The following is a 25577-nucleotide window of genomic DNA, read 5'->3' on the forward strand; positions in this document are numbered from 1 at the left end:
CGCCACTCTAGCCGCGCGCCGTGATCGGGGTGAGGGTCGCGACGGCCTCGACGTGGTGCGAGTTCGGGAAGAGGTCGAGGGCCCGAACCCCGGTCGTCTCGTAGCCGGCGTCACGGAATGTGGCGAGGTCGCGCGCGAGGGCGACCGGATCGCACGCGACGTAGACGACACTCGCGGGTGCGAGCGAGGCGATGCCCTCGACGACCTGCCGGCCGGCGCCGGACCGCGGCGGATCCAGCAGCACGACGCCGCGCGAGAGCCGCTCCCGCTCAGCGGCCGATGCCTCGGCACTCAGCCGTGCGACCCACCGGTCGACGCGCGCTGTCTCGGCCCGCGCTCCGACCCACTCCGCGAGATTCTCGCCCGCGTGCTCCGTGGCTCGAGGATCCGACTCCACCGAGGTGACGCGGGTCGACGAGCCGCCCAGGTCGCCGAGGGTCGCCGCGAACAGCCCCACCCCGCCGTAGAGGTCGAGGTGCCACGCGTCGGGATCGATCGCCGCGCCGTCGCCCGAGAGTGAGCGAAGCGCATCGGCGACGACCGCGGTGAGCGATGCCGCTGCGAGGCGGTGAACCTGCCAGAAGCCGCCGACATCGACGCGGAAGTCCCGGCCCGCGACCGTCTCGACGATCAGTTCGGACGGCCGCGGTGCCGGGGATGCCGGGCGCCGGGGTCGGCCGCGCCCACGTGTGCGCCGTTCCTCGGGCCGCGGCAGCACGCGCACGCGGCCGTCTGCGGGCTGGACGAGATCGATGCGTCCGACCGCCCCGGTGCGCAGCTCGGCAGCAGCCCGCTCGATCGCGGCGGTCGCGAGCGGATGGTCTTCCACCTCGATGACGCGGTGGCTGCGCGCGGCGTACGGGCCGATGCGGCCCTCCTCGTCGACGTGGAGGCTCACGCGCGTCCGCCAGCCGGTGCCGTCGGCGCTCTCCTCCTCCTCGAGCGGGACGCCGGCGTCGTCGCGCGGCGGGAAGGCCTCGGCGATCTCCACCGGCAGGTCGATGCGCCCGAACCGCTGGAGCGCGTCGCGGAGGACGCGGAGCTTCAGCGCGCGCTGCGCATCCAGCGCGATGTGTCCGAAGTCCGCGCCTCCGGGTCTCTGCTCCGGCGGGACGTCGATGTCGGCCTGGCGCCACACGTGCGCGCGGCGATCGGGCGACGCGTCGAGCACCTCGAGAGCCTCGCCGCGCCAGAAGCGCCGGGTGTCGGCATCCGTCCCCGTCGCCGGATCCGTCAGGCGGACACGCACCCGCTCCCCGGGGATCGCGTCGGGAACGAACACGACGCGACCCTCGTGCCGGGCGACGAAGACGCCGCCGTGAGCGACATCCGTGATCTCGAGATCGACGATCCCGTCCGCTGATTCTGTCGATGCATCCACGGTGAGAGCCTACGGTGGACCTCATGCGCGTGTGCCTCGCCTCGACCTCGCCCGCCCGGCTCATGCTGCTGCGGCAGTTCGGCATCCGTCCCCTCACCGTCGCCCCCGACGTCGACGAAGAGGCCGTCATCGCCGCCGTCGAGGCGGCCGAGGAGCGCGTCCTCGCTCCCGATGAGCACGTGCTGCTGCTGGCGCGACGGAAGGCCGCCGACGTGGCCGCACGGCTCGCCGACGACATCCCGGACTTCGACGGCGTCGTCATCGGCGGCGACTCGATGTTCGAGCTCGACGGCGAAGTGCTCGGCAAGCCGCACACCGCGGAGAACGCCGTCGCCCGATGGCACGCGATGCGCGGGCGCACCGGCGTGCTGCACTCCGGCCACGCCGTGGTGCGCCTGTCACCTCGAGCGGCGCCGCGCGAGGTGCACGGCATCGCCGCGGCATCCGTCACCTTCGCGAGTGACGTGACGGATGCAGAGATCGACGCCTACGTCGCCTCGGGCGAGCCGCTGCACGTCGCCGGGGCCTTCACGGTCGACAGCCTCGGCGGAGCGTTCATCACGCGGATCGAGGGCGACCCGTCGACCGTCGTCGGCATGTCGCTGTCGATGCTGCGGGACCTCGTGCGCGAGCTCGGCGTCGAGTGGACCGACCTATGGCACACGGTCGACCCGTCACTCGAGGCGCATGCAGCAGCGGATGCCTCGGGCGATGCGATGCTCGACACGCCGACTTTGTCGTAGGGAGCCCACGTTCTTCGTCGGTTCTTGTGCGAACCGCTCAAAAGGGGCGCCTTCCCCGTGGGTAGGCTGGCACCCATGCCTCATATCGCCAAGGTGCTCATCGCGAACCGCGGCGAGATCGCCGTCCGCGTCATCCGCGCCGCCCGAGACGCGGGCAAGTCCTCCGTCGCCGTCTACGCTGATCAGGACCGCGACGCCATGCACGCGCGGCTCGCCGACGAGGCATATGCCCTCGACGGCACGACGAGCGCCGAGACGTATCTGTCGATCGAGAAGATCCTGTCGGTCGCGCGTCGCTCGGGCGCCGACGCGGTGCACCCCGGCTACGGGTTCCTCGCCGAGAACGCCGATTTCGCCCGCGCGGTGATCGGCGCCGGCCTGATCTGGATCGGACCCTCGCCCGACGCGATCGAGGCCCTCGGCGACAAGGTCACTGCGCGCCACGTGGCCGAGAAGGTCGGCGCGCCCCTGGCACCCGGCACGCCGGGCCCGGTGGACGGCGCCGACGAGGTCGTGGCCTTCGCCCAGGAGGTCGGCCTGCCGATCGCCATCAAGGCGGCGTACGGCGGCGGCGGCCGCGGCCTCAAGGTCGCCCGCACCGTCGAGGAGATCCCCGAGCTCTTCGAATCCGCGACCCGTGAGGCCATCAGCGCATTCGGACGCGGCGAGTGCTTCGTCGAGAAGTACCTCGACAAGCCGCGCCACGTCGAGACGCAGTGCCTCGCCGATGCCGCCGGCAACGTGGTCGTCATCTCGACCCGCGACTGCTCGCTGCAGCGCCGGCACCAGAAGCTCGTCGAAGAGGCACCGGCGCCGTTCCTGAGCGACGAGCAGAACCGCATCCTCTACGAGTCGTCGAAGGCGATCCTGCGCGAGGTCGGCTATGTCGGCGCGGGCACGTGCGAGTTCCTGATCGGCGCCGACGGCACGATCTCGTTCCTCGAGGTGAACACGCGCCTGCAGGTCGAGCACCCGGTCTCGGAGGAGATCACCGGCGTCGACCTCGTGCGCGAGCAGTTCCGCCTGGCCGAAGGCGAGGAGATCGGCTACGACGACCCGGTCGCCGACGGCCACTCGATCGAGTTCCGCATCAACGGTGAAGACCCCGGCCGCGGATTCCTGCCCCAGCCCGGACCCATCCACGTCTTCAAGACGTTCGGAGGCCCCGGCATCCGCCTCGACTCCGGCGTGACCGCCGGCGACAGCGTGTCGGGGGCGTTCGACTCGCTGCTGGCCAAGATCATCGTCACGGGCCGCGACCGCGCCGAGGCGCTCGCCCGCTCGCGCCGCGCGCTCGACGAGTTCGAGGTCGCGGGGCTCCCCACCGTGCTCCCCTTCCACCGCAAGGTGGTCAGCGACCCGGCCTTCACCGCCGAGGACGGCCGGTTCGGCGTGTTCACCCGCTGGATCGAGACCGAGTTCGACAACGACATCCCGCCGTGGGACGGCGAGCTCTCGGCCCCGGCTCCGGGCGAGGGCCGCCACATCGTCGTGGTCGAGGTCGCCGGCAAGCGCCTCGAGGTGAGCCTTCCCGACCGCGTCGCGGCGACCCCGGGCGTGGCCGGCAGACCGGCCGCCGTGCCGCCGTCGCGCCGCTCGCACACGCCGTCGGTCGTCGCGGGTGTGTCGGGCGATGCCGTCAAGGCGCCGATGCAGGCGACGATCGTGAAGCTCGCGGTCGAGGACGGCCAGCAGGTCGTCAAGGGCGACCTGGTCGTGGTGCTCGAGGCGATGAAGATGGAGCAGCCGATCCAGGCCCACAAGGACGGCACGGTCGGTGCGATCGACGCCGACCCCGGAACCACGGTTTCGGCGGGGCACCAGCTGCTGACCATCAGCTGACCGCGGCGGCGGGTCGGCCTCCGCTCGCCGTCGTTCGCGTCCCGGTTTTGGGGCGCCCCACGTGCGCGACACGCCGACGGGCGCGGCGCGTCGCGCGGGTTCGGCGCCCCGAACCCGCTCTGCGCGGGCACTACGGTGAACCCATGCTCCTGAGACCCCGGCTCGCGCTGAGCTTCCTCGCCCTCACCGCGCTGCTGCTGGCGGGGTGTGCGCCGTCGGCGGCCGTCGACCAGACGGCCGCGCAGGAGTGGCGGACCGCCCAGGAGGAGAGCCTGGACGGGCGCACCGATGTGCTGGGCACCATGTCGGGAACGACGAGCACGACTGCCGAAGACGGCAGCACCCTGTCGTTCGACACCCCGGTCGAGGTGACCGCGTTCGAGGTGGCGTGCTTCGGCGGCGGCACAGCCCAGTTCGGCTACGCGCTCAGTGGCGAGGGCGTCGGTGTCTCGGCAGAACTCCCTGTCGCGTGCACCGCAGAGCCCGAGATCATCGAGGTCGGGCTCGACGGTGCCGCTTCGATCGCGGACGTCAGCACGGTCGAGACCCGCGCGACCCGCTCGGACGCTGCGACCACCTTCGTCGTCGCCGTGGTCGGCACGGCGCCCTGACCGGATGCCGCAGGCTGCGGCATCCACTCGCCCTCCCCGTCACCGGGTTCGGGGCGCGATCCGTGCGCGACACGCCGACGCCATCGGCGTGTCGCGCACGTACGGCGCCCCAAACACCGAAGAAGGGGGGACGGATGCTGCGGCCGCCGCCTCCGCGAAGACTCAGCCGCCGTAGACGGTGTGGTCCACCACGTGCATCGCGCGTGCGGCGTCGGTGATGCTGCCCGACAGCGACGGATACACCGCGAACACGCGCGAGACCTGATCGACCGTGAGGCGGCGCTCGACGGCGATCGCGATCGGGTAGATGAGCTCGGAGGCACGGGGGCCGACGATGACGCCGCCGATGACGGTGCCGCTCCCCTGCCGCGCGATGAGCTTGACGAAGCCGTCCTTGATGCCCATCATCTTCGCGCGCGGGTTCGAGGCGAGCGGCAGCTTGTGGACGACGCCGTTGATGAGGCCCTCGGCGATGTCCTTCTCCTGCCAGCCGATCGTCGCGATCTCGGGAGCGGTGAAGATGTTCGAGGTGATCCGGCGACGCTCCAGCGGGATCACGACGTCGCCGAGCGCGTGGAATACGGCCGTACGGCCCTGCATCGAGGCGACCGAGGCGAGCGGCACGAAAGTGGTGCAGTCTCCTGCCGCGTAGATGTTCGGCACCGAGGTGCGCGCGACGCGGTTCACCTGGATGTGCCCCGACTCGGTCATCTGGACGCCTGCCTGCTCGAGTCCGATGCCCGCGGTGTTCGGGATCGACCCCACCGCCATGAGGCAGTGACTGCCCTCGACGGTGCGGCCGTCGGACAGCGTCACGACGACGCCGTCGCCGGCGCGCTCGACCTTGTCGGCGCGGGATTTCGAGAGCAGCGTCATGCCGCCGCGCTTGAAGACCTTCTCGAGGACGGCTGCGGCATCCGTGTCTTCGCCCGGAAGCACCTGATCGCGGCTCGAGACGAGCGTGACCTTGGCCCCCAGGTTCATGTAGGCGCCGGCGAACTCGGCGCCGGTGACGCCCGAGCCCACGACGATGAGGTGCGTCGGCAGCTCCTTCATGTCGTACAGCTGCGTCCACGTGAGGATGCGCTCGCCGTCGGGCTTGGCCGTCGGCAGCTCGCGGGGCGACGCGCCGGTGGACACCAGCAGCGTGTCGGCCTCGATGCGATCGAAGTCGGTGCCGCCGGGACCGGTCGACACCACGACGGCGTTCTCGCCCTCGAGACGTCCGTGGCCGGAGATGATCCGGACGCCGGCCTCGGCCAGCGACGCGCGCATGTCGTCGGACTGCTGACGGGCGAGCGACAGCAGTCGCTTGTTGACCGCCGTGAGGTTGATCGCGATCTCGGGCTTGAGCGGCTTGCCGCTGTCGCTTTTGGCGAACAGCTGCACGCCGAGGTCGCCCGCGCCGCGGATCGCGACGGCGGCGTCGGCCGTGGCGATCAGGGTCTTCGAGGGCACGACGTCGGTGATCACGGCCGAGCCGCCGATCCCGGCGCGCTCGACCACCGTCACCTCCGCCCCGAGCTGGGCGGCGGCGAGCGCCGCTTCGTAGCCGCCGGGTCCGCCGCCGATGACGGCGACGCTCTGGGTGCGCTCGAAGCTCAAGGACATGCGTCCCATTCTCCCCCTCGCGAGGCCGACGCCATGACATCCGGCCCGGTTGTACTGGCCCTGAGGGCCGCGCGTTTCTAGAGTGGGGGCATGTCTGACACCACCGGCAATCCGCTCGACGATCCCACCGCCGATCCGTTCGAGGTCGCGGCGGCCGCCGCAGCCGACATCGCGCGCCTCACCGGCGTCGATCGGCACGACATCGCGCTGACCCTCGGAAGCGGATGGGGAAAGGCGGCAGAGCTCATCGGCGAGACCACCGCCGCGTTCCCCGCGACCGAGGTGACCGGCTTCAGCCGTCCCGCGCTCGAGGGGCATGTCGGAACCCTCCGCAGCGTTCGCACCCCGAAGGGTCGCCACGTGCTCGTGATCGGCGCACGCACGCACTACTACGAGGGTCATGGCGTGCGCCGCGTCGTCCACAGCGTGCGCACCGCGGCCGCCGCGGGCACGCGCACGATGGTCCTCACCAACGGCGCCGGCGGCATCAAGCCCACGTGGAAACCGGGAACACCCGTGCTCATCAGCGACCACATCAACCTCACCGGCGACTCGCCGCTCGAGGGCGCGACCTTCATCGACCTCACCGACCTGTACTCGATGCGCCTGCGCGACCTCGCGCGCACGATCGATCCGGCACTCGACGAGGGCGTCTACTGCCAGTTCCGCGGACCCCAGTACGAGACGCCCGCAGAGGTGCGCATGGCGAAGACGATCGGCGGCCACATCGTCGGCATGTCGACCGCCCTCGAGGCGATCGCGGCACGTCAGGCCGGCATGGAGATCCTGGGCTTCTCGCTCATCACGAACATGGCCGCCGGCATCCAGACCACCCCTCTCAGCCACCAGGAGGTGATCGACGCCGGCCGCGAAGCCGAACCGGTGATCTCCTCGCTCCTCGCCCGCGTGATCGGCGCGCTGTGAGCGGCCCGGGGGGCGACGCCGAGGGGACGGATGTCGGTCCCGCCGCCATTGCCGAGCGCGCGCACGCGTGGCTCGCGCAGGACCCGGACGGCGAGACGCGCGCCGAACTGCGTGCGCTGATCGAAGCGGCCGAGGGCGGCGACGCCGCAGCGGCGGCCGACCTGGAAGACCGCTTCGCCGCGCGCCTCGCGTTCGGCACCGCGGGACTGCGCGGCGAGCTCGGAGCGGGTCCGAACCGCATGAACCGCGTGCTCGTCGCCCAGGCCGCTGCCGGACTCGCGGCCTTCGTGCGCGAGAAGGCGGGCATCGGCCCCGACGACGAGATCGAGCCCGACGACGCGCCGACGGTCGTGGTCGGCTACGACGGGCGACGGAACTCCTCCGTTTTCGCGCAGGACTCCGCCGAGATCTTCGCCGGCGCGGGGCTGCGCACCGTGCTGCTGCCGCGGCTGCTGCCCACCCCCGTGCTGGCGTTCGCGGTGCGCCGCCTCGGCGCCGCGGCCGGCGTCATGGTCACCGCCAGCCACAATCCGCCCAACGACAACGGCTACAAGGTGTACCTCGGCGGCGAGAACGACGGGTCGCAGATCGTCGCTCCCGCCGACGCCGAGATCGCCGCGCACATCCAGCGCGTGGCCGACGATGCCGAGGTGGGCGCGCTCCCCCGCTCGCTCGGGTACGAGCACGCCGCCGAGTCGCTCGTCGACGAGTACATCGCCGCGACCGCCGCCGTCGCCCCCGCACCCGAGGGTGCAGACGGGCTCCGCTGGGTCTACACCGCGATGCACGGCGTCGGCTGGGAGACGTTCGCGCGGATCATCGAGGATGCCGGCTACCCCACGCCCGACCCGGTGACCGCGCAACTCGATCCCGACGGCGCCTTCCCGACGGTGTCGTTCCCCAATCCGGAGGAGCCGGGGGCGATGGACCTCGCCTTCGAGACGGCGCGAGAGACGGGCGCAGAGCTGGTCATCGCGAACGACCCGGATGCCGACCGCCTCGCCGTCGCGATCCCCGATGACGGGGCCGAGGGCGGCTGGCGGCGCCTCACCGGCAACCAGATCGGGCTGCTGCTCGGCTGGCGCGCCGCGCGTCTCGCGGCGGAAGACGGCTTGACCGCCGGCTCGTCGCTCGCCTGCTCGCTCGTCTCGTCGCCGGGCCTGAAGGCCGTAGCCGATCACTACGGGCTCGACTTCCACGCCACCCTGACGGGGTTCAAGTGGATCTCGCGCGCACCCGGGCTGGTGTTCGGGTTCGAGGAGGCGCTGGGATACCTCGTCAACCCCGAGACGGTACGCGACAAGGACGGCATCTCCGCCGCCGTCGCCATGCTCGGCATGGTGTCGGAGGCACGCGGACGCGGCGCGAGCGTGAATGACCTCCTCGCCGAGTTCGACGACACCTTCGGAGCGTTCGCCAGCGACCAGATCTCGATCCGGGTCGACGATGTGTCGACGATCGCGCGCATCATGGCGGCGCTGCGGGCGCAGCATCCCTCCGCCGTCGGCGATGTCGACGTCGCCCGCGTCGACGATCTGCTCGAGGGCGTGGACGGCTTCCCGCCCGGGGATGTGCTGCGGCTGTGGCTCACCGACGGATCCCGCGTCATCGTGCGGCCGAGCGGCACCGAGCCCAAGCTCAAGCTGTATCTCGACGTGCGCGGAGACTCGAGACAAGACGCCGACACGCGCATCACGGCGCTGGCCGCGGGCACGCGCGCTCTGCTCTCCGAGCACGGCGGCTGAGCCCCGGCGAACGCTGGCCGCGACGCGTGTCCGCGGTGCGTGCTACAGTCTCACTCGCGATATATCGCGATCAGCATCACGATCGCGCGATCGAGGCGAGGAGCGCACGATGACGGGGCGGCACAACGACGAGACGGATGCCGTGGCCTCGGCATCCGTCGCTGCAGTGGATTCGCCCGGCGCGGAGGCGACGCCCGATCCGCCGCACTGGCGACGCAGTGTCATCCTGTTCCTGAGCGGTCAGACGGCAAGCCTGTTCGGCTCGATGCTCGTGCAGTACGCGGTGTTCTGGTACCTCACGATCACCTATCAGTCGGGGCTGATCATGACCCTCGCCGCGGTCTTCGGGTTCCTGCCGCAGGCGATCATCTCGGTCTTCGGCGGCGTGTGGGCCGACCGGCACAACCGCAAGTTCCTCATCATGGGCGCCGACGCGGCGATCGCGATCACGACGCTCGCCCTGGCACTCGTCATGATGACGGGCTACGACGCGCCGTGGCTCATCTTCGCCGCGCTCGCGATCCGCTCGGCCGGAGCCGGCATCCAGATGCCCGCCGTCGCCGCGCTCATCCCGCAGATCACCCCGACTCGCAACCTCATGCGCGTGAACGGCATCAACGGCTCGATCCAGTCGGCGATGGCGCTGCTGGCGCCGGCAGCCGCCGGGGCGATCTACGCGTGGGCTTCGATCGCCTCCGGGGGGAGCGCGACGGCGCTCGTGCCGATCTTCTTCATCGACGTCGTGACGGCGGCGATCGGCATCGCCTTCCTCGCGTTCATCCCGGTCGGAACCATACGACGCGCCGCAGACGCCCACACCGGGTACTTCGCCGACCTCGTCGACGGAGTTCGCTACGTCGCGCACCACGCGTTCGTGCGGTGGCTCCTCGTGCTGTTCGCGATCATCTTCCTGCTGACGGTGGCACCGTCCAACCTCACGCCCCTCATGCTGGTGCGCTCGTTCCCGGCAGGCGCGTCACAGGACGTCGTCAACCTCGCCGTTCTCGAGATCTCGTTCAGTGTCGGAATGATGCTCGGCGGCATCCTCATCGCCACGTTCTTCGCCAAGCGCAGTCGCATCGCGCTGATCGTGATCTCGTCGCTCGTCTTCGGGGCACTGTCGATCGGACTCGGGCTGTCGCCGAACGTGTGGGTGTTCTTCGGGTTCATGTTCCTGGTCGGGCTCGCGGTGCCGTTCTTCTCGACGCCGTCGATGACGCTTCTGCAGGAGACGGTCGAGCCCGAGCGGCAGGGGCGCGTCTTCGGGTTCGTCGGCATCGTGATGGCCGTCGCCATGCCGATCGGCATGGTGGCGTTCGGGCCGCTGGCGGATGTCATGCCGATCGAATGGCTGCTGATCGCCGCGGGTCTGCTCACCTTCGTCGTCGTCGGGCTCGCCGTGTGGCTTCCCGCCGGTCAGCGTGCGATCACGGCCGCCCGCGCCGCCGCGCGCGTGGGCGACCACGATCCGGCGGAGGCGGCTGCCGCGGTCGAGGCTGCGATGCACAAGAACGCGTGAGGGCGGGCGCGGGCTCTACGCTCGAGGGGTGCTGCTGACAGACCCCGTCGTCCTCGAGAACGCCCACGTCCGACTCGAGCCCCTTGAGGCCGACCACGCCGGCGAACTCGCCGACGCCGCCGTCGGGCTCGAGCACGCGTGGTACACGTCGGTGCCGACTCCCGATGCGATGGCTTCCGACGTCGCGCAGCGCCTCGCGTGGCACGCCGAGGGCAGCATGAACCCGTGGGCCGTGCGGCGCCTCGACACAGGACGCGTGGTCGGCACGACCACGTTCTGCAACATCGACCAGTCGCATCGGCACGTCGAGATCGGCCACACGTGGATCGGTGTCGAAGCACAGCGGACCGCGGTGAACACCGCGATGAAGCTGCTCATGCTCGCCCACGCGTTCGAGGGATGTGACGCGATCGCCGTCGAGTTCCGCACGCACTGGCACAACCGGCAGTCGCGTGCGGCGATCGCACGTCTCGGGGCGAAGCAGGACGGCATCCTGCGCAATCACCGCCTCGGCCCCGACGGCACGCTCCGCGACACGGTCGTGTTCTCGATCCTGCCCGGCGAGTGGCCTGCCGTGCGCCTCGGCCTCGAGGAGCGCCTGCGCCGCGGATAGCGGTGCGGCGGCCGGTGTGTCCTGCCCGGTTCGGGGCGCGATACCCGCGAGACACGCCGGCGCACCCGGAGTGTCGCGCACGTTCGGCGCCCCGAACGGGGTCGGGTCGACCGTTCCTCCCCCGAAGGCAACCGGCCTGCGGTTGTCCACAATGACGGATGCCGACACCCCGGACTCTCCGCCGGGACCGACGATCGGGGCATGCAGAGCGAACCGCGACTCCTCAGCCACGCCGAGCTCGCCGACTGGGGCTATTCGTCTCGGCGACGTCGAGAACTGATCGCGAACGGGATGCTGGTCCCCCTCCGCCGCGGCCTGTTCGCCGTCGGCGACGAATGGGAGCGGGCATCGCCCGAGATGCGGATCGTCGCCCGCGCGCGTGCCCTCGCCGCCGCGTCTGAGGAGCCGCCGGTGTTCTCGCACGAGACGGCGGGAGCCGTTCACGGAGCTGCGCTCTACCGCGCATCCGCGACGCGCGTGCACGCGATCGTGTCCGAGGGCAGGCCCGGCGCCGCCGGCGGAGTCGTGCGCCATCGCGGCGAGCTGCCCGATGGCGACGTTGTCGTCGTCGACGACATCCGCTGCACGTCACTGGAACGCACGGTCGCCGATATGGCGCGCACGGCGACGTTCGAGTCAGCGGTCACGGTGGGCGATGCGGCGCTGCGCATGCGGTGCACGCCCGAGCCGCACGAGTACGACCACGACACGGCTGAGGAGTTCCGCGCGACGGCGCTCGAGATCGCGCGGCGCAGCGCGCACGGAGTATCGGCCGCGCAGCGCGTGCTGCGGTTCGCCGACGGCCGGGCACAGCTCCCGGGCGAGAGCATCAGCCGCATCCGGCTCGCCGAACTCGGGTTCCGCCGACCTCAACTGCAGGTCGCGGTCCCATCGGCTCGCAATGGACGCATGTACTACGTCGACTTCGGGCTCGGCGATGTGAGGGCGTTGGGCGAGTTCGACGGCCGGATCAAGTACGAGGACGGACGCCTGCTCGTCGACCGAACCCCCGACGAGGTCTTCGACGACGAGAAGCAGCGCGAGGACTGGATCCGCGGAGTGACCGGGCTCCCGCTCGTGCGCTGGGGCTGGACCGACATCAGGACGGCGGCGAAGCTCGGCGCGCGACTGGCCGCCTTCGGCATCCATCCCCCGGGCTGAGCGGCTCTTCCGCGACCGGTTCGGGGCGCCGAACGTGCACGACACGCCAGTACCGCCGGCGTGTAGCGCACGCACCGCGCCCCAAACCCGAGAGGGACCGTCGACCCGACCGATGAGCCGGCCGGCGACCCCGCGGGCACCACGGAGGGCATGGATGCTGCACCCCACCGGTTCGGGGCGCGTTCCGTGCGCGACACGCCAGCACTCCCGGCGTGCCGCGCACGGAACGCGCCCCAAACCGGGGGTGAACCGGAGGAACCTCCGCCCCTGCGCGCGAACCGCTCAGCCGTCGATGACGGCGACGAGCTCGTCGAGGAAGCCGGGGAAGTCCGTCGCGCGGCGCACGATCCGCTGCACGCTGTCGCGCTCCGAGAAGACCTCGACGAACTGCTCGAAGACCGTCTGGAACGCCTCGCGGTCGGTCTCGGAGAACGCCACCATCGCCACGACCTGCACGCGGCCCTCGCCCCACGGCATCGAGGGCTCGGCGATGCCGATCGCGATCGCGGTGCGGGTCGCGGTCATCCCGAGGGCGTGCGGCACGGCGAGCGCGTCGGTGAACGCGGTGGATGAGAGCTGCTCGCGCTGGATCGTGCGGTCGATGTAGTCCTCGTCGATGACGCCCTGCGCGACCAGCAGCGCGCCCAGCGTGCGGATCGCACCGTCGACGCCGGCCGCGGCATCCAGTCCCCGCACGAACGCCGACGCATCGACGTACCGTTCGAGCTCGGCGCGCAGGCGCGCGAGCCGGCGGGAGCGACGGATGCGGCCGGCCGCCGCCTGCACGCGCTCGACGTCGGCGTCGGTGAGGAACGGCTGGATCCGCACGATGCGCTCGCCCGATGCGGGCGGATCGATCGTGGTCAGCACGAGGTCGGTGTCGATCGAGGTCCAGTCGGGATCCACGCGCGTCTCGACGCCGACGACCTCGATCGCCTGCCCGAGCGACCGGTCCACCGAAGACCGCAGCAGTTCGTGCAGCTCGTAGTAACCCGGGCAGACGATCGTGGCGGTGAGCAGCTGATCGGCGCGCCGGCTGCGCTCGAGCCGCCCGCCGACGTGCATAGCGATGTAGGCGATCTCGTCGTCGAGGAGGGGGATGTCGAGGCGCTCGTGCAGGCCGCTGGCGATGTACACGGCGACCTCGAAGATCATCGGATAGGTCGATTTCAACGAGCGCGTCAGCGGATTGCGCGACCACGCCTGCTCACGCGCGCGATGACGCAGGTTCTGCACGTGCAGGGCGAGGCGCAGAATGAAGTCCTCGTGCGCGATGTCGACGAGGAATTCGGCCGCGGCGTGCTCGACGACCTCGCGCACCGCCTGTTCGACGTCGGGCTCGAGCCGCGAGCGCGCATGGTCGTCGCCCGTCGCGGCGCCGGGCGCGCCGGGCGCCACGACCCGCGTCAGCACGAGGGTGGCGAGGTGCTGCAGGTCGCCGCTGCCGAGGGAGACGCCGAGGTGGCGCTCCGACAGCTCGGCGATGATGCCGGCGACCTCGAGCTGGGCGGGGCGAGCATCGGCGGCGACCGCCTCGAGCGGTCGGTCCTGAGCCACGCGATCGGCGGCGATCGCGATGTGCATCACGACGTCGCTGATGCCGAACTCGTTCACGAACCAGCCGCGCTCCCCCAGCCGCGCGACGAGCTCGGTCTTGAACGGCCCGAACGCCTGCGCGCCGACCGATCCCTCGCCGAGGGTGCGTCGAAGACTCGCGAGGTCGAAGGATCCGGCATCCATCTCGTCGTGCGCGAGACGGCTGAGAAGGCGCCGCTGCGCCGCTTCGGTACCCCGCAGACGCGCGCGCGACGCGGAGCGCTCGAGCGTGAGCTCGGTGCCGCCGAGAAGTCCGCGGACGCGGGCGAGGTCGGCGTCGAGGGTCGCGGTGCTCACGAACAGCGCGTCGGCCGTCTCGTAGACGTCGATGCCGTCGGGCGCGTCGAGCAGGCTCCGCACGAGCGTGTGCAGGCGGTCGCGAGGTGTGCCGGTCTCGAGGCCGGCGCGGAGGGCGGCTGCGGCATCCGTCCCCGCTCGATACCCGAGCGGACCGGACTCGACCGCGACGCCGGGAGCGATGCGCGCATTGATCGCGGTGACGTACGAGCGGATGCTGCGCGGAGTCACCCCGATGGCGTCGGCGAGCGTCGCCGCCGTCGCCCAGTCACCGTCGCGCGCGAGCAGACCCAGCAGTCTGTCCTGCCTCGCTCGTGCCACGGTGCTCCTCTCTCGCAGACCCGGAGCCAGTCAACCACGCGCGTCGCGACACGCGGGCGAGCATGCGGATGCCGTGGCCCTGCGACCACGGGGGCGATAGCGTGAGCGCCAACGGGCGGCGTGGCCGCCCCGGACGAAGGAGTGCTCATGGCAGGTCAGCGCCCAGGCGGGGTCACGCTCGTCGCCGTCATCGCTTGGATCAACGGACTGTTCACGATCATCAGCGGGATCTTCCACATCTTCAGCTGGGCGGGGTGGGCCTCGATCGTGATCGGCATCATCACCATCGCCGTGAGCCTCGGTCTCTTCCGCGGCAGCAACGGCGCGCGCACCATCATGGCGATCGTGTTCGTGATCGGCATCGCCGTCGCGATCGCCGCGTTCGTCTCCGGCGGAAGCAGCCTGTGGGCGGTCATCGGCAGCAGCCTGCTGCCGCTCATCGGCCTGATCCTGCTCTACTCGCCGAAGGCGAGCGCCTACTTCAGCTGAGCACGCGTCCTTCCGCCCCCGCGGAAGAACGACTGGTTGTCGGCTCCCAGCATTCTCACAAGAATGGCAACCGAGGAGGCGGATCGATGAGGATCCTGGTGGTCTGCGGAGCGGGTGCCTCGAGCACCTTCGTCGCACAGCGCGTGCGCCATGCGGCCCATGACCAGGGTCTCGCCTACACCGCCTTCGCCGGCACCGAGCTTTCGCTACCGATCGATCTCGATGCCGCCGACGTCGTCCTCGTGGGGCCGCACCTCGTGCATGCGCTCGAGCGCATCGAGCGGGATGCTGCGCTTCGAGGAACGACGGTGGTGCTGTTGCCGTCCGACATCTTCCAGGATCTCGACGGCACGCGGACGCTCGCGCTCGTCCGCGCCGCGGTCGGAGGCTCCGGGGGGACCCTGCCGACCGCGGGCGGCCCACCCCCCTGACGCTCCCCGCGACATCCCGCAAACCACCGACTCGACACGAAAACGAAGCGACAGAGAGGTCACGCACATGCCCCCCATTTCCCGGACCGTCCACATCGGCTCCTCGCACGGATTGTACGCCCGCCCCGCGAAGCTCTTCGCCCAGGCGGCGAAGGATTCCGGCATCCCGGTCACGATCGCCAAGGGCGCCGGCAGCCCCGTCAACGCGGCGAGCATCCTCGGCGTCATCGCGCTCGGCGTCGAGCACGGCGACTACGTCACCCTGACCGCCGACGGCGACGGGGCCGAAGGCGTGCTCGACACGCTCTCCGAGCTCCTCACGACCGATCACGACGCGGAGTAGGACGATGGCTGAGATCCGTGGTGTCGGCATCGGCCTCGGGGTCGCCCAAGGCCCCGTGGCCCGCATGTCCGAACCTCTGCCCGCCCCGAGCGATGCACCCAGCACGCTGTCTGCAGACGAGGAGACGGCGCGGGTGAAGGAGGCCGTCGGCGCCGTCGCCCGCGAGCTCGAGGCCCGCGGCGCCCAGGCCGGCGGCGCGGCGCAGGACGTGCTCGAGGCGCAGGCCATGATGGCCGAGGACCCGACCCTCGAAGACGAGATCGCCACGCGTCTGGCCGCGGGCAAGACCAGCGAGTTCGCAGTCTTCGACGCGTTCGCGTCGTTCCGCGACACGCTGACCGCGATGGGCGGCTACCTCGGCGAGCGCGCGGCCGACCTCGATGATGTCGCGCAGCGCGTCATCGCGCACCTGCGCGGGGTTCCGGCACCGGGCGTGCCCGATCCGGGCTACCCGTTCGTGCTCGTGGCGAAGGATCTCGCCCCCGCAGACACGGCGCTCCTCGACCTCGACAAGGTGCTGGCGCTCGTCACCACCGACGGCGGACCGACCTCGCACACCGCGATCCTCGCCCGCGAGAAGGCGATCGTCGCGGTCGTCGGCGCCCTGGGCGCGACGACTCTCGCGGACGGCGACACGGTGATCGTGGATGCGGCAGCCGGCGTCGTCACGACCGACCCCACCGCCGACGAACTCGAGCGGGCACAGACCCGTGCGGCTTCGCGCGCGTCGGCGGCATCTGCTCCCCTCACCCCGGGCGCGCTCGCCGACGGCACGCCCGTGCCGCTGCTGGCGAATCTCGGCAAGCCGGAGGGCGCCGCCGAGGCGGTCGCCCTCGGAGCCGAGGGCGTCGGCCTCTTCCGCACGGAATTCCTGTTCCTCAGCGCGAGCCAGGCACCCACCGTCGAGCAGCAGCGCGAGTCGTACACGCAGCTTCTCGCGGCCTTCCCCGGCAAGAAGGTGGTCGTGCGGGTGCTGGATGCCGGTGCCGACAAGCCGCTGGCGTTCCTCAACGACGCGCACGAGGAGAACCCCGCACTCGGGCTTCGCGGCATCCGGGCGCTCCGTGCGAGCGAGGACATCCTGCGCGAGCAGCTCACCGCCCTCGCCCAGGCCGATGCCGCCACGGATGCCGACCTGTGGGTCATGGCGCCGATGGTGGCGACCGTCGAGGAATCGGTGTACTTCACCGACCTTGCCCGCGACTACGGCGTGAAGACCGCCGGCGTCATGATCGAGGTGCCGTCGTCGGCACTGCTGGCCGACCGGATCCTGTCCTACTCCGACTTCGCCTCGATCGGCACGAACGACCTCACGCAGTACACGCTCGCCGCCGACCGCCTGCTGGGTTCGGTCGCGGCGTTCCAGGATCCGTGGCACCCCGCGGTGCTGCGGCTCATCCGCGAGGTCGGCGATGCCGGCCGCATCCACGGCAAGCCCGTCGGCATCTGCGGTGAGGCCGCGGCCGACCCGCTGCTGGCCGTCGTCCTCGTCGGCCTCGGCGCGACGAGCCTGTCGATGGCGCCCACCGCGCTCGCCGACGTGCGCGCGACGCTCCTGCAGCACTCGATCGACGACGCGCGGGTCATCGCCGCCGCCGCCCTCGAAGCCTCCGGCGCGGCATCCGCCCGGGACGCGGCGCGTGCCGCCGCGGCCGAGAACAGCACCACCCCCGCGGCCTAGCGCGCCGCCACCCGAAACAAACAAGGAGATCGCAATGACAACGGCGTCAACGCCCACGACGGGCACCAGCAAGACACGAGTCGGAGTCCAGCGCTTCGGCACGTATCTGTCCGGCATGATCATGCCGAACATCCCCGCGCTGATCGCGTGGGGAATCTTCACCGCCTTCTTCATCGGAGTGGGCTGGACCCCGAACGCCGACCTCGCGACGATCGTCGGTCCGTTCATCCATTACCTCCTGCCGCTCCTGATCGCCTACACCGGCGGCAGCATCGTCTACGGCATCCGCGGCGGCGTCGTCGCCTCGATCGCGACGATGGGTGCGATCGCGGGCTCCGACCTGCTGATCGCGAACGTCAACGCGACGTTGCCTGCGGATGACCAGCTCGGCGAGGTGCACATGTTCATCGGCGCGATGATCATGGCGCCGCTCGCGGCCTACACGATGAAGTGGCTCGACAGCCTGTGGGAGGGGAAGATCAAGGCGGGCTTCGAGATGCTCGTCAACATGTTCTCCGCCGGCATCTGGGGCTTCGTGATGGCCGTCGTGGGCTTCTACCCGATCGCCTGGCTCGTCAACGGCGTCATGCAGGGACTCAGCAATGCCGTGGGCTGGCTCGTGGAGAACAACCTCCTGCCCCTCACGAGCATCGTGATCGAACCGGCGAAGGTCTTCTTCCTCAACAACGCGATCAACCACGGCGTGCTGACGCCGCTGGGCATCCAGCAGGCGGCCGAGGCGGACAACAACGCCTCGATCCTGTTCCTCCTCGAGGCCAACCCCGGTCCCGGCGTCGGCCTGCTGCTCGCGTTCACGTTCTTCGGCCTCGGCGCCGCGCGCGCCTCGGCCCCCGGCGCGGCCGTGATCCAGTTCTTCGGCGGCATCCACGAGGTGTACTTCCCGTACGCGCTCATGAAGCCGATCCTGATCCTGGCGCTCATCGCCGGCGGCATGACCGGTGTCACCACGAACATGCTCCTCGGCGGCGCGCTGCGCGCACCGGCTGCACCGGGCAGCATCATCGCGGTGCTCGCGCAGACCGCGACGGGCGCGTACTTCGCGGTGATCCTCTCGGTGATCCTCTCGGCGACCGTGACCTTCCTCATCGCGGGCGTGATCCTGCGGGCCTCGCGCAAGCGCGACCTCGCGGCGATGGCGGCCACCGACGACGCGTTCGGCGCGGCGATCACCCAGACCGAGGCGGCCAAGGGCAAGTCGTCCGACGCCCTCGGGGGCCTTCGCGGCGGGGCTGCGACGGCCGCGGCCGGCGGCGTGGAGCCCGCGATCATGACCGAGCGCGAGATCAAGAACATCGTGTTCGCGTGCGACGCCGGCATGGGATCGTCGGCGATGGGTGCGAGCGTGCTGCGCAACAAGATCAAGAAGGCGGGCATCGAAGACGTCACCGTCGTCAACAAGGCGATCGCGGCCCTCGACTCCTCAGCCGACCTGGTCATCACGCAGAACCAGCTGACCGACCGCGCACGCGCCAAGACGCCGGATGCGGTCCACATCTCGGTCGACAACTTCATGAACTCGCCGAAGTACGACGAGGTCGTGGAGCTCGTGCGCAACCAGCACGAGAACTGACACACCAGACCGCTGCGGGGCCGGACGGCGGGAGGCCTCCGGCCTCGTGGCCTTCCCGGCCCCGGGGCGGCCCGGGTACGTTCGAAACTAGACAGGCCGCGGGATCCGCGGACGACAGAAAGGCGACCGACATGGCACGTGAGGTCCTCAGCATCGGACAGGTGCGCATACACTCCGGCAGCGCGACGCGCGAGGAGGCCATGAAGGAGGCGGCCGACATCCTCGAGTCCGTGGGCGCCGTCACAAGCGCCTACTTCGATGCGATGCAGCAGCGCGAGCAGACCGTCTCGACCTACATGGGCAACGAACTCGCCATCCCCCACGGCACGAACGAGACCAAGCACACGATCCTCGACTCGGCGCTGTCGGTCGTCCGCTACGACGGCGGTGTCGACTGGGGCGGCGAGCCGGTGACCTTCGTGGTCGGCATCGCGGGCAAGGGCGATGAGCACCTCGAGATCCTGTCGCAGATCGCGATCCTGTTCTCGGACGACGACGACGTCGCGCGGCTGAAAGAGGCGGGGACTCCCGAGGAGCTCTTCGCGATCGTCTCGTCCGCAGGCGTGTGATGAAGGCCGTCCACTTCGGCGCCGGCAACATCGGCCGTGGGTTCGTCGGGCTGCTGCTGCACGAAGGTGGCTACGAGCTCGTGTTCTCCGACGTCGCGGCCCCGCTCGTCGACGCGATCAACGCCGTCTCAGAGTACACCGTCCACGAGGTGGGCGAGGGCGGCCGCGACACGGTCGTCACCGGATTCCGCGCGATCAACAGCGCCGAGAACCCACAGCAGGTCGTGGACGAGATCGCCACGGCCAACGTCGTGACGACCGCCGTCGGGCCCACGATCCTGAAGTTCGTCGCGCCGCACATCGTCGCGGGTCTCGGGCTGCGCGACCCCGCGGCTCCCCCGCTGCAGATCATGGCGTGCGAGAACGCGATCAACGCGACCGACCTGCTGCGCGACGAGATCATCGCTCTCACGGGCGACGCATGGGACGCCCTGGCCGGGCGCGCGGTGTTCGCCAACACCGCGGTGGACCGCATCGTGCCCGCGCAGCCCGCGGACGGCGGCGTCGACGTCACCGTCGAGCCGTTCTACGAGTGGGCGATCGAGCGCCCCCCGTTCGGCGAGCAGCCCCCGCGCATTCCCGGCGCCCACTTCGTCGACGACCTCGCCCCCTACATCGAGCGCAAGCTCTTCACCGTCAACACCGGGCATGCGACGACGGCGTACTTCGGCGCGCAGGCGGGCGTCGAGACGATCGCGGCCGCGCTCGCGAACGACGAGATCGCCGCGCGTGTGGCCGCGGCGCTCGAAGAGACCTCGGCGCTGCTGGCCGCCAAGCACGGGCTCGACGCGGCCGATCTCGCGGCGTACCGCGCGACGATCCTCGCCCGGTTCCGAAACGCCGCGCTCCCCGACACGGTGTGGCGGGTGGGCCGCCAGCCCCTGCGCAAGCTCTCACGGAACGAGCGCTTCGTCGGCCCCGCCGCCGAAGCCGCGGAACGCGGGCTCCCGGTCGACGCGCTGGTCGCGGCGATGGGCGCGGCGCTCGCCTTCGACGATGCCGAGGACCCGCAATCGGTCGACCTGCAGCGGATGCTGCGCGAGCACGACTCCGCGACATTCACCGCCACCGTGACGGGGCTCGAGGCGCAGCATCCGCTCTTCCCGCGTGTGGAGGCCGTCGTCGCGGCGCGCCAGGCCGGGCTGTGACATCGCATCGCCGCGCCCGGCGGATCCTCGCGTGGGTGCTCGGCTCGATCGGAGTGCTGCTGCTCGCGGGAGCCGTCGGCATCGTGATCTGGAGCCAGGTGGGGGTGATGGCCGCCGAGCCCGACCCTCTCGCCGCCGTGCGCGCCGACCCGGCGATCACGATCAGCGACACCGCCGCGGGCATCGTGCTCGCCCCGGCCGACGGCGCGAGCGAGGTCGGCCTCGTCTACATCCCGGGCGCGAAGGTCGACCCGTGGGCGTACGCGAACAAGATGTCGGGAATCGTCGACGAGGCGGGCGTCACGGTCGTGATCACCAAACCCTGGCTGAACCTCGCCTTCTTCGACCTGCGTCCGCTGTCGGCCTTCACGGATCTCGCTCCCGACGTCGGCACGTGGATCGTCGGCGGCCACTCACTCGGGGGCGTCCGCGCGTGCCAGCTGGCCGACGACGCCGACGCCCTCGCCCTGTTCGGGTCGTACTGCGCGACCGATCTCGCTGACTCGGGGCTCCCGGTGATCAGCATCGCCGGCAGTGAGGACGGGCTGTCGACCCCCGAGAAGATCGCCGACGCGCGACCGCTGCTGCCTGCCGACGCGGAGATGGCGGTAATCGACGGTGCGAGCCACGCGTCGTTCGGCGACTATGGCCCACAGGACGGCGACGGCACGCCGACGATCTCGGACGACGACATGCGAGCCGAGCTCACGGAACTGCTGGTCGAGTTCGAAAGCGGCCTGCCGGCGACATAGACTTTCCGCCCGTGACCCTCGTCCTCGCAGCCCTCGCCGCCTTCGTCGCGGCGGTGATCCAGCGCATCACGGGCCTCGGGTTCGTGCTCGTGCTCGTCGGACCCATCGTGCTGCTCTACGGCCCGCTCGAGGGCGTCACGATCGGCGTGCTGCTCGCGCTCGTCGCGTCGCTGTCTGCGATCCCGCTCGTCTGGCGGCAGATCGAGTGGCGGCGGACGTGGTGGCTCATCTGGCCGGGTCTGGTAGCCGCCCCCTTCGCGGCGCTCCTCGTGCGGGTGCTGCCCGATTCGGCGCTCCTCCTCCTCATCGCCGCGATGGCGTACTTCGCGCTCGTGGCCGGCTGGATCCCGGCCCTCTCGGCATCGCTGCGCGGCCGCCCGGGAGCGGTCGTCGCGGGCTCGGCCGCGGGGTTCATGCACGTCGCGAGCGGCCTGTCCGGCCCGCCGCTCGCCGCCTACGCGGTCGGCGACCAGTGGGAGCAGCGCCGGTTCGCCGCGAGCGTTCAGGTGATCTTCGCGACGTTCAGCGTCGTCTCGGTGGCTTTGCGAGGGCTCCCGGTATCCCCCGTCGCCGACATCTGGCTGCTCATCGCGGCGACCGCCGCCGGCATCCTGATCGGCACTCTGCTGGTGCGGTTCGTGCCCTCCCGCATCGCCCGAATCGCGATGCTCGCGATCGCGTGGGCGGGCGCGACAGTGGTGCTCGTACGCGGCATCCTGGCACTGTTGTCGTGACCATCCACACACGATGCGGATTTTCAGTTAAGAACGGCTAACATCGTGAGGTTGTCCGGGCCGGAGCCCGATCACGAAGACGTGTCTGGGAGAAGAATGCACGAGCACCGCTACGCCATCATCGGCGCCGGTCCTTCAGGGCTGTCCGCAGCGCGCGCCCTGCAGAAGGCAGGAGTCGCGTTCGACGGCTATGAGGCCTCACGCGGCGTCGGGGGCCTCTGGGACATCGAGAACCCGCGCTCGACGATGTACGAGTCGGCCCACCTCATCTCTTCGCGCACGACGACCGAGTTCGCGGAGTTTCCGATGGACACGACGGCCGACTACCCGAGCCACCGCACGCTCATCCGATACTTCCGCGACTTCGCCGATCACTTCGGCCTCACCGAGCGGTTCCGCTTCGAGACGAAGGTCACCTCGGTCGAGAAGACCGACGACGGCGGCTGGATGCTGAGCGCCGATGGGCCCGACGGCACGACCTCCGAGCGCTACGACGGCGTGATCCTCGCAAACGGCACGCTCGCCGAGCCGAACGTGCCGGCGTTCCGCGGCGAGTTCACCGGCGAGATCGTGCACACCAGCGCCTACAAGAGCGCGGCGCAGCTCACCGGCAAGCGCGTGCTCATCATCGGAGCCGGCAATTCGGGCTGCGACATCGCCGTCGACGCGGTGCACCACGCGGCATCCGTCGATATGAGCGTGCGTCGCGGCTACTACTTCGTGCCGCGCTACCTCTTCGGCCGTCCGTCCGACACGCTGAACCAGGGCAAGCCCCTGCCCGCGCGCATCAAGCAGTTCGTCGACAAGCGCGTGCTGCAGGCGTTCACGGGCGACCCGGTGCGCTTCGGCTTTCCCAAGCCCGGGTACAAGATCTACGAGTCGCACCCGATCGTCAACACCCTGATCCTGAACCACCTCGGCCAGGGCGACCTGCGGATCCAGCCCGACATCGACCGGTTCGACGGGCAGACGGTGCACTTCCGCGACGGCTCGAGCGCCGACTACGACATGGTGCTGCTGGCGACCGGCTACACGCTCGACTACCCCTTCGTCGCCCGCGACGCCCTCAACTGGACGGGCTGGTCACCCAAGCTCTTCCTCAACGTCTTCCCGCCCTCGTTCAACGGCCTGTATGTCATGGGCATGATCGAGGCCTCCGGCATCGGGTGGCAGGGCCGCTACGAGCAGGCCGAGCTCATCGCGGCGTACCTCGCGGCGGATGAGAGCGATCCCGAGCGCGCGGCCGAGTTCCGTCGCACGGCGACGAGCGAGCCGTGGCCCGACCTCACGGGCGGCTACAAGTACCTCGGCCTCGAGCGCATGTCGTACTACGTCAACAAGGATGCGTACCGCCGCGCGGTGCGCACCGCGACCGCGAAGCTGCGCACGGGCGAGACCGCCCCCTCGAAGAAGAGGATCCCCGCATGAACCCCGACGACATCGTCCTGAACTTCAACCCCGGGACCCTCGTGATCCTGAACGTGGTGCTGGGGCTCATCATGTTCGGCATCGCGCTGGACACCACCGTCGACGACTTCAAGATCGTCGCGCGCAAGCCGAAGCCGTTCGCGATCGCGATTCTCGCGCAGCTGGTCGTCCTGCCTGCGGTGACCTTCGCCCTGACCCTCATCCTGCCGGTGACGCCGTCGATGGCGCTCGGCATGATCCTGGTGGCCTGCTGCCCGCCGGGGAACATCTCGCAGGTGCTGACGCATCGCTCCGGCGGCAACGTCGCGCTGTCGGTGTCGATGACCGCGGTCGGCAACGTCATCTACATCTTCGCGCTGCCGCTGTCGGTCGCGTTCTGGGGGTCCCTGCATCCGACCGCGAGCACGCTGCTGGAGACCGTCGAGCTCAACCCGTGGCAGATGCTCGTCGACATATTCCTCATCATCGGCCTCCCCTTCGCCGCCGGACTCCTGATCCGCAACCGCTTCCCGGCCTTCGCGATGAAGGTGCAGCCGTTCGTGAAGTGGTTCTCGCTCATCGCGCTCGTCGGGTTCATCGTCGCCGCGCTCGCCGGCAACTGGGCCTTCTTCGTCGCGTTCCTCGGCATCATCGTGCTCGTGGTCACGATCCACGACGCCGTCGCCCTCGCGATCGGCTACGGCACGGCGGTGGTCGGCGGACTCGGCACACGCGAGCGCAAGGCGATGACGTTCGAGGTCGGCATCCGCAATGCCGGTCTCGGACTCGGCCTCGTCTTCACCTTCTTCGGGGGCCTCGGCGGCATGGCGATCGTCGCCGGCTGGTGGGGCATCTGGGACATCATCGCCGGACTCATCGTCGCGACGCTCTGGGCTCGGCACACGAAGCGCCGCACGGGCTCGGCCAAGGGCGACGCCTCGCGCCATGCGACGCGTGACGAGGGCACCGCGGATGCCGCCGCCGAGGCATCCGCATGACGCGCGTTCTGATCACGGGCGGCGCCGGGTTCCTCGGCACCCACGTCGCCGCGGCGCTGGTCGCCCACCCCGATGTCGCGCTCGTGGTCGCCGCCGATGTGCGCCGGCCGGAGCACCCGATCGAGGGCGTCGTCTACGACGAGGCCGACGTCACGCGCGAGGGCTCGCTCGTGCCGCTGCTGGAGCGTCACGGCATCGACGTCGTCGTGCACCTCGCGGCCATCGTGAACCCCGGCCGTGACCACGACCTCGAGTATCTGGTCGACGTCGACGGCTCGCGCCACGTGCTCGAGGCCTGCGTCGAGACCGGTGTCAAGCGCATCGTCGTGTCGTCGTCGGGCGCCGCCTACGGGTACCACCCCGACAATCCGGAGTGGCTGCACGAGAGCGACCCGGTGCGCGGCAACGACGAGTTCCCGTACTCGAAGCACAAGCGTCTCGTCGAGCAGATGCTGGCGGCGTTCCGGCAGACGAACCCCGAGCTCGAGCAGGTCGTGTTCCGGATCGGCACGATCCTCGGGCCCACCGTGAAGAACCAGATCACGGCGCTGTGGGACGGCCGCCGGGTGCTGGCCGTCCGCGGCTCGGAGTCGCCGTTCGTCTTCATCTGGGTCGACGACGTCGCCGCCGCGATCGCGCGCGCGGCGACCGACGGCCCCGCCGGCATCTACAACGTCGCCGGAACCGGCCGCATGACCGTGAACGAGATCGCCGCCCGCCTCGGCAAGCCGCTGCTGACGCTTCCGGCCGGCGTCCTCGCCTTCGCCCTGCGGATGGGACGGATGCTGCGACTCACGGTCCACGGCCCCGAGCAGGTCGGGTTCCTCCGCTACCGCCCGGTGCTCGCGAACGACGCCCTCGTGCGCGACTTCGGCTTCACGCCGGAGAAGACCTCGGCCGAGGCGTTCGAGGCGTATCTCGACACCCACCCGGGCGTCGCGCGGCGTTAGTCCGGTCTCTCCGGGTGTTTCGGCCCGCGGTTCGGGGCGCCGTGCGTGCCCGACACGCCGAGCCGCAGCATCCGTCGGCACTCCACCCCGGGTTCGGGGCGCCTTCCGTGCCCGACACGC

At 70.6% G+C, this 25577-nt stretch carries 23 protein-coding genes; 20 read left to right on the forward strand and 3 right to left on the reverse strand.

Annotated elements, in window-relative coordinates; all coding sequences use genetic code 11:
* Positions 1–7: 7 nt before the first annotated feature.
* Complete coding sequence (locus tag FFS15_RS07295; RefSeq protein ID WP_249353823.1) at positions 8–1381, reverse strand: TRAM domain-containing protein; 1374 nt, start codon at positions 1379–1381, stop codon at positions 8–10.
* 23 nt (positions 1382–1404) lie between these two features.
* Between FFS15_RS07295 and FFS15_RS07300 the strand changes: the two genes are divergently transcribed.
* From FFS15_RS07300 to FFS15_RS07310, 3 genes are all read left to right on the forward strand, one after another.
* Positions 1405–2124 (forward strand): Maf family protein, encoded by a 720-nt coding sequence (locus FFS15_RS07300; protein ID WP_137844353.1) that lies wholly within the window; start codon positions 1405–1407, stop codon positions 2122–2124.
* A gap of 75 nt (positions 2125–2199) precedes the next feature.
* Positions 2200–3966, forward strand: coding sequence for a biotin carboxylase N-terminal domain-containing protein (locus FFS15_RS07305; RefSeq protein ID WP_137844354.1), 1767 nt, complete (start codon positions 2200–2202; stop codon positions 3964–3966).
* Positions 3967–4109: 143 nt separating this feature from the next.
* Complete coding sequence (locus FFS15_RS07310; RefSeq protein WP_137844355.1) at positions 4110–4577, forward strand: hypothetical protein; 468 nt, start codon at positions 4110–4112, stop codon at positions 4575–4577.
* 162 nt (positions 4578–4739) lie between these two features.
* On the opposite strand, the gene FFS15_RS07315 is transcribed toward FFS15_RS07310, so the two are convergent.
* Positions 4740–6197, reverse strand: coding sequence for an NAD(P)H-quinone dehydrogenase (locus FFS15_RS07315; protein WP_137844356.1), 1458 nt, complete (start codon positions 6195–6197; stop codon positions 4740–4742).
* A gap of 81 nt (positions 6198–6278) precedes the next feature.
* Between FFS15_RS07315 and FFS15_RS07320 the strand changes: the two genes are divergently transcribed.
* The 5 genes from FFS15_RS07320 (at position 6279) to FFS15_RS07340 (ending at position 12150) form a co-directional block, all read left to right on the forward strand.
* Positions 6279–7112: a purine-nucleoside phosphorylase gene (locus FFS15_RS07320; RefSeq protein WP_137844357.1), complete on the forward strand. Its 834-nt coding sequence runs from the start codon at positions 6279–6281 to the stop codon at positions 7110–7112.
* Positions 7113–7159: 47 nt separating this feature from the next.
* A complete protein-coding gene (locus tag FFS15_RS07325; protein WP_137844430.1) occupies positions 7160–8857 on the forward strand; it encodes a phospho-sugar mutase in 1698 nt (565 codons plus the stop codon).
* Positions 8858–8966: 109 nt separating this feature from the next.
* On the forward strand, positions 8967–10376 hold the full coding sequence (locus tag FFS15_RS07330; protein WP_137844358.1) for an MFS transporter: 1410 nt from the start codon (positions 8967–8969) through the stop codon (positions 10374–10376).
* A gap of 28 nt (positions 10377–10404) precedes the next feature.
* A complete protein-coding gene (locus FFS15_RS07335; RefSeq protein ID WP_137844359.1) occupies positions 10405–10989 on the forward strand; it encodes a GNAT family protein in 585 nt (194 codons plus the stop codon).
* A 201-nt stretch (positions 10990–11190) separates the two neighbouring features.
* Complete coding sequence (locus FFS15_RS07340; RefSeq protein WP_137844360.1) at positions 11191–12150, forward strand: hypothetical protein; 960 nt, start codon at positions 11191–11193, stop codon at positions 12148–12150.
* Between the two features lie 282 nt (positions 12151–12432).
* Here FFS15_RS07340 and FFS15_RS07345 read toward each other — a convergent pair whose 3' ends face one another.
* Complete coding sequence (locus FFS15_RS07345) at positions 12433–14364, reverse strand: PTS sugar transporter subunit IIA (RefSeq protein WP_137844361.1); 1932 nt, start codon at positions 14362–14364, stop codon at positions 12433–12435.
* 147 nt (positions 14365–14511) lie between these two features.
* Between FFS15_RS07345 and FFS15_RS07350 the strand changes: the two genes are divergently transcribed.
* From FFS15_RS07350 to FFS15_RS07405, 12 genes are all read left to right on the forward strand, one after another.
* Positions 14512–14853 carry a hypothetical protein gene (locus FFS15_RS07350; RefSeq protein ID WP_137844362.1) on the forward strand — a complete coding sequence of 114 codons (342 nt, stop codon included), beginning with the start codon at positions 14512–14514 and terminating at the stop codon, positions 14851–14853.
* Positions 14854–14939: 86 nt separating this feature from the next.
* Positions 14940–15284: a PTS sugar transporter gene (locus FFS15_RS07355; RefSeq protein WP_137844363.1), complete on the forward strand. Its 345-nt coding sequence runs from the start codon at positions 14940–14942 to the stop codon at positions 15282–15284.
* Between the two features lie 67 nt (positions 15285–15351).
* Complete coding sequence (locus tag FFS15_RS07360) at positions 15352–15627, forward strand: HPr family phosphocarrier protein (protein WP_137844364.1); 276 nt, start codon at positions 15352–15354, stop codon at positions 15625–15627.
* A gap of 4 nt (positions 15628–15631) precedes the next feature.
* Positions 15632–17308, forward strand: a complete 1677-nt coding sequence (gene ptsP, locus FFS15_RS07365; protein ID WP_137844365.1) for a phosphoenolpyruvate--protein phosphotransferase — start codon at positions 15632–15634, stop codon at positions 17306–17308.
* A gap of 34 nt (positions 17309–17342) precedes the next feature.
* Positions 17343–18899, forward strand: a complete 1557-nt coding sequence (locus FFS15_RS07370; protein WP_137844366.1) for a PTS mannitol transporter subunit IICB — start codon at positions 17343–17345, stop codon at positions 18897–18899.
* 131 nt (positions 18900–19030) lie between these two features.
* Positions 19031–19468: a PTS sugar transporter subunit IIA gene (locus FFS15_RS07375; protein WP_137844367.1), complete on the forward strand. Its 438-nt coding sequence runs from the start codon at positions 19031–19033 to the stop codon at positions 19466–19468.
* Positions 19468–20616, forward strand: a complete 1149-nt coding sequence (locus tag FFS15_RS07380) for a mannitol-1-phosphate 5-dehydrogenase (protein ID WP_137844368.1) — start codon at positions 19468–19470, stop codon at positions 20614–20616. Before FFS15_RS07375 ends, FFS15_RS07380 begins: the two co-directional genes overlap by 1 nt.
* A complete protein-coding gene (locus FFS15_RS07385; RefSeq protein WP_249353825.1) occupies positions 20613–21368 on the forward strand; it encodes an alpha/beta hydrolase in 756 nt (251 codons plus the stop codon). Before FFS15_RS07380 ends, FFS15_RS07385 begins: the two co-directional genes overlap by 4 nt.
* Positions 21369–21379: 11 nt before the next feature.
* The gene (locus tag FFS15_RS07390) at positions 21380–22102 is read left to right on the forward strand and encodes a TSUP family transporter (RefSeq protein ID WP_171013117.1); all 723 of its coding nucleotides are present in this window, start codon (positions 21380–21382) and stop codon (positions 22100–22102) included.
* Between the two features lie 96 nt (positions 22103–22198).
* On the forward strand, positions 22199–23530 hold the full coding sequence (locus FFS15_RS07395; protein WP_137844370.1) for an NAD(P)/FAD-dependent oxidoreductase: 1332 nt from the start codon (positions 22199–22201) through the stop codon (positions 23528–23530).
* Positions 23527–24507, forward strand: a complete 981-nt coding sequence (locus FFS15_RS07400) for a bile acid:sodium symporter family protein (RefSeq protein ID WP_137844371.1) — start codon at positions 23527–23529, stop codon at positions 24505–24507. The genes FFS15_RS07395 and FFS15_RS07400 overlap by 4 nt, the downstream gene beginning before the upstream one ends.
* Complete coding sequence (locus tag FFS15_RS07405; RefSeq protein ID WP_137844372.1) at positions 24504–25457, forward strand: SDR family oxidoreductase; 954 nt, start codon at positions 24504–24506, stop codon at positions 25455–25457. The genes FFS15_RS07400 and FFS15_RS07405 overlap by 4 nt, the downstream gene beginning before the upstream one ends.
* Positions 25458–25577 lie beyond the last annotated feature (120 nt).

Source organism: Microbacterium sp. 2FI (assembly GCF_005502885.1).
Lineage (GTDB): Bacteria > Actinomycetota > Actinomycetes > Actinomycetales > Microbacteriaceae > Microbacterium.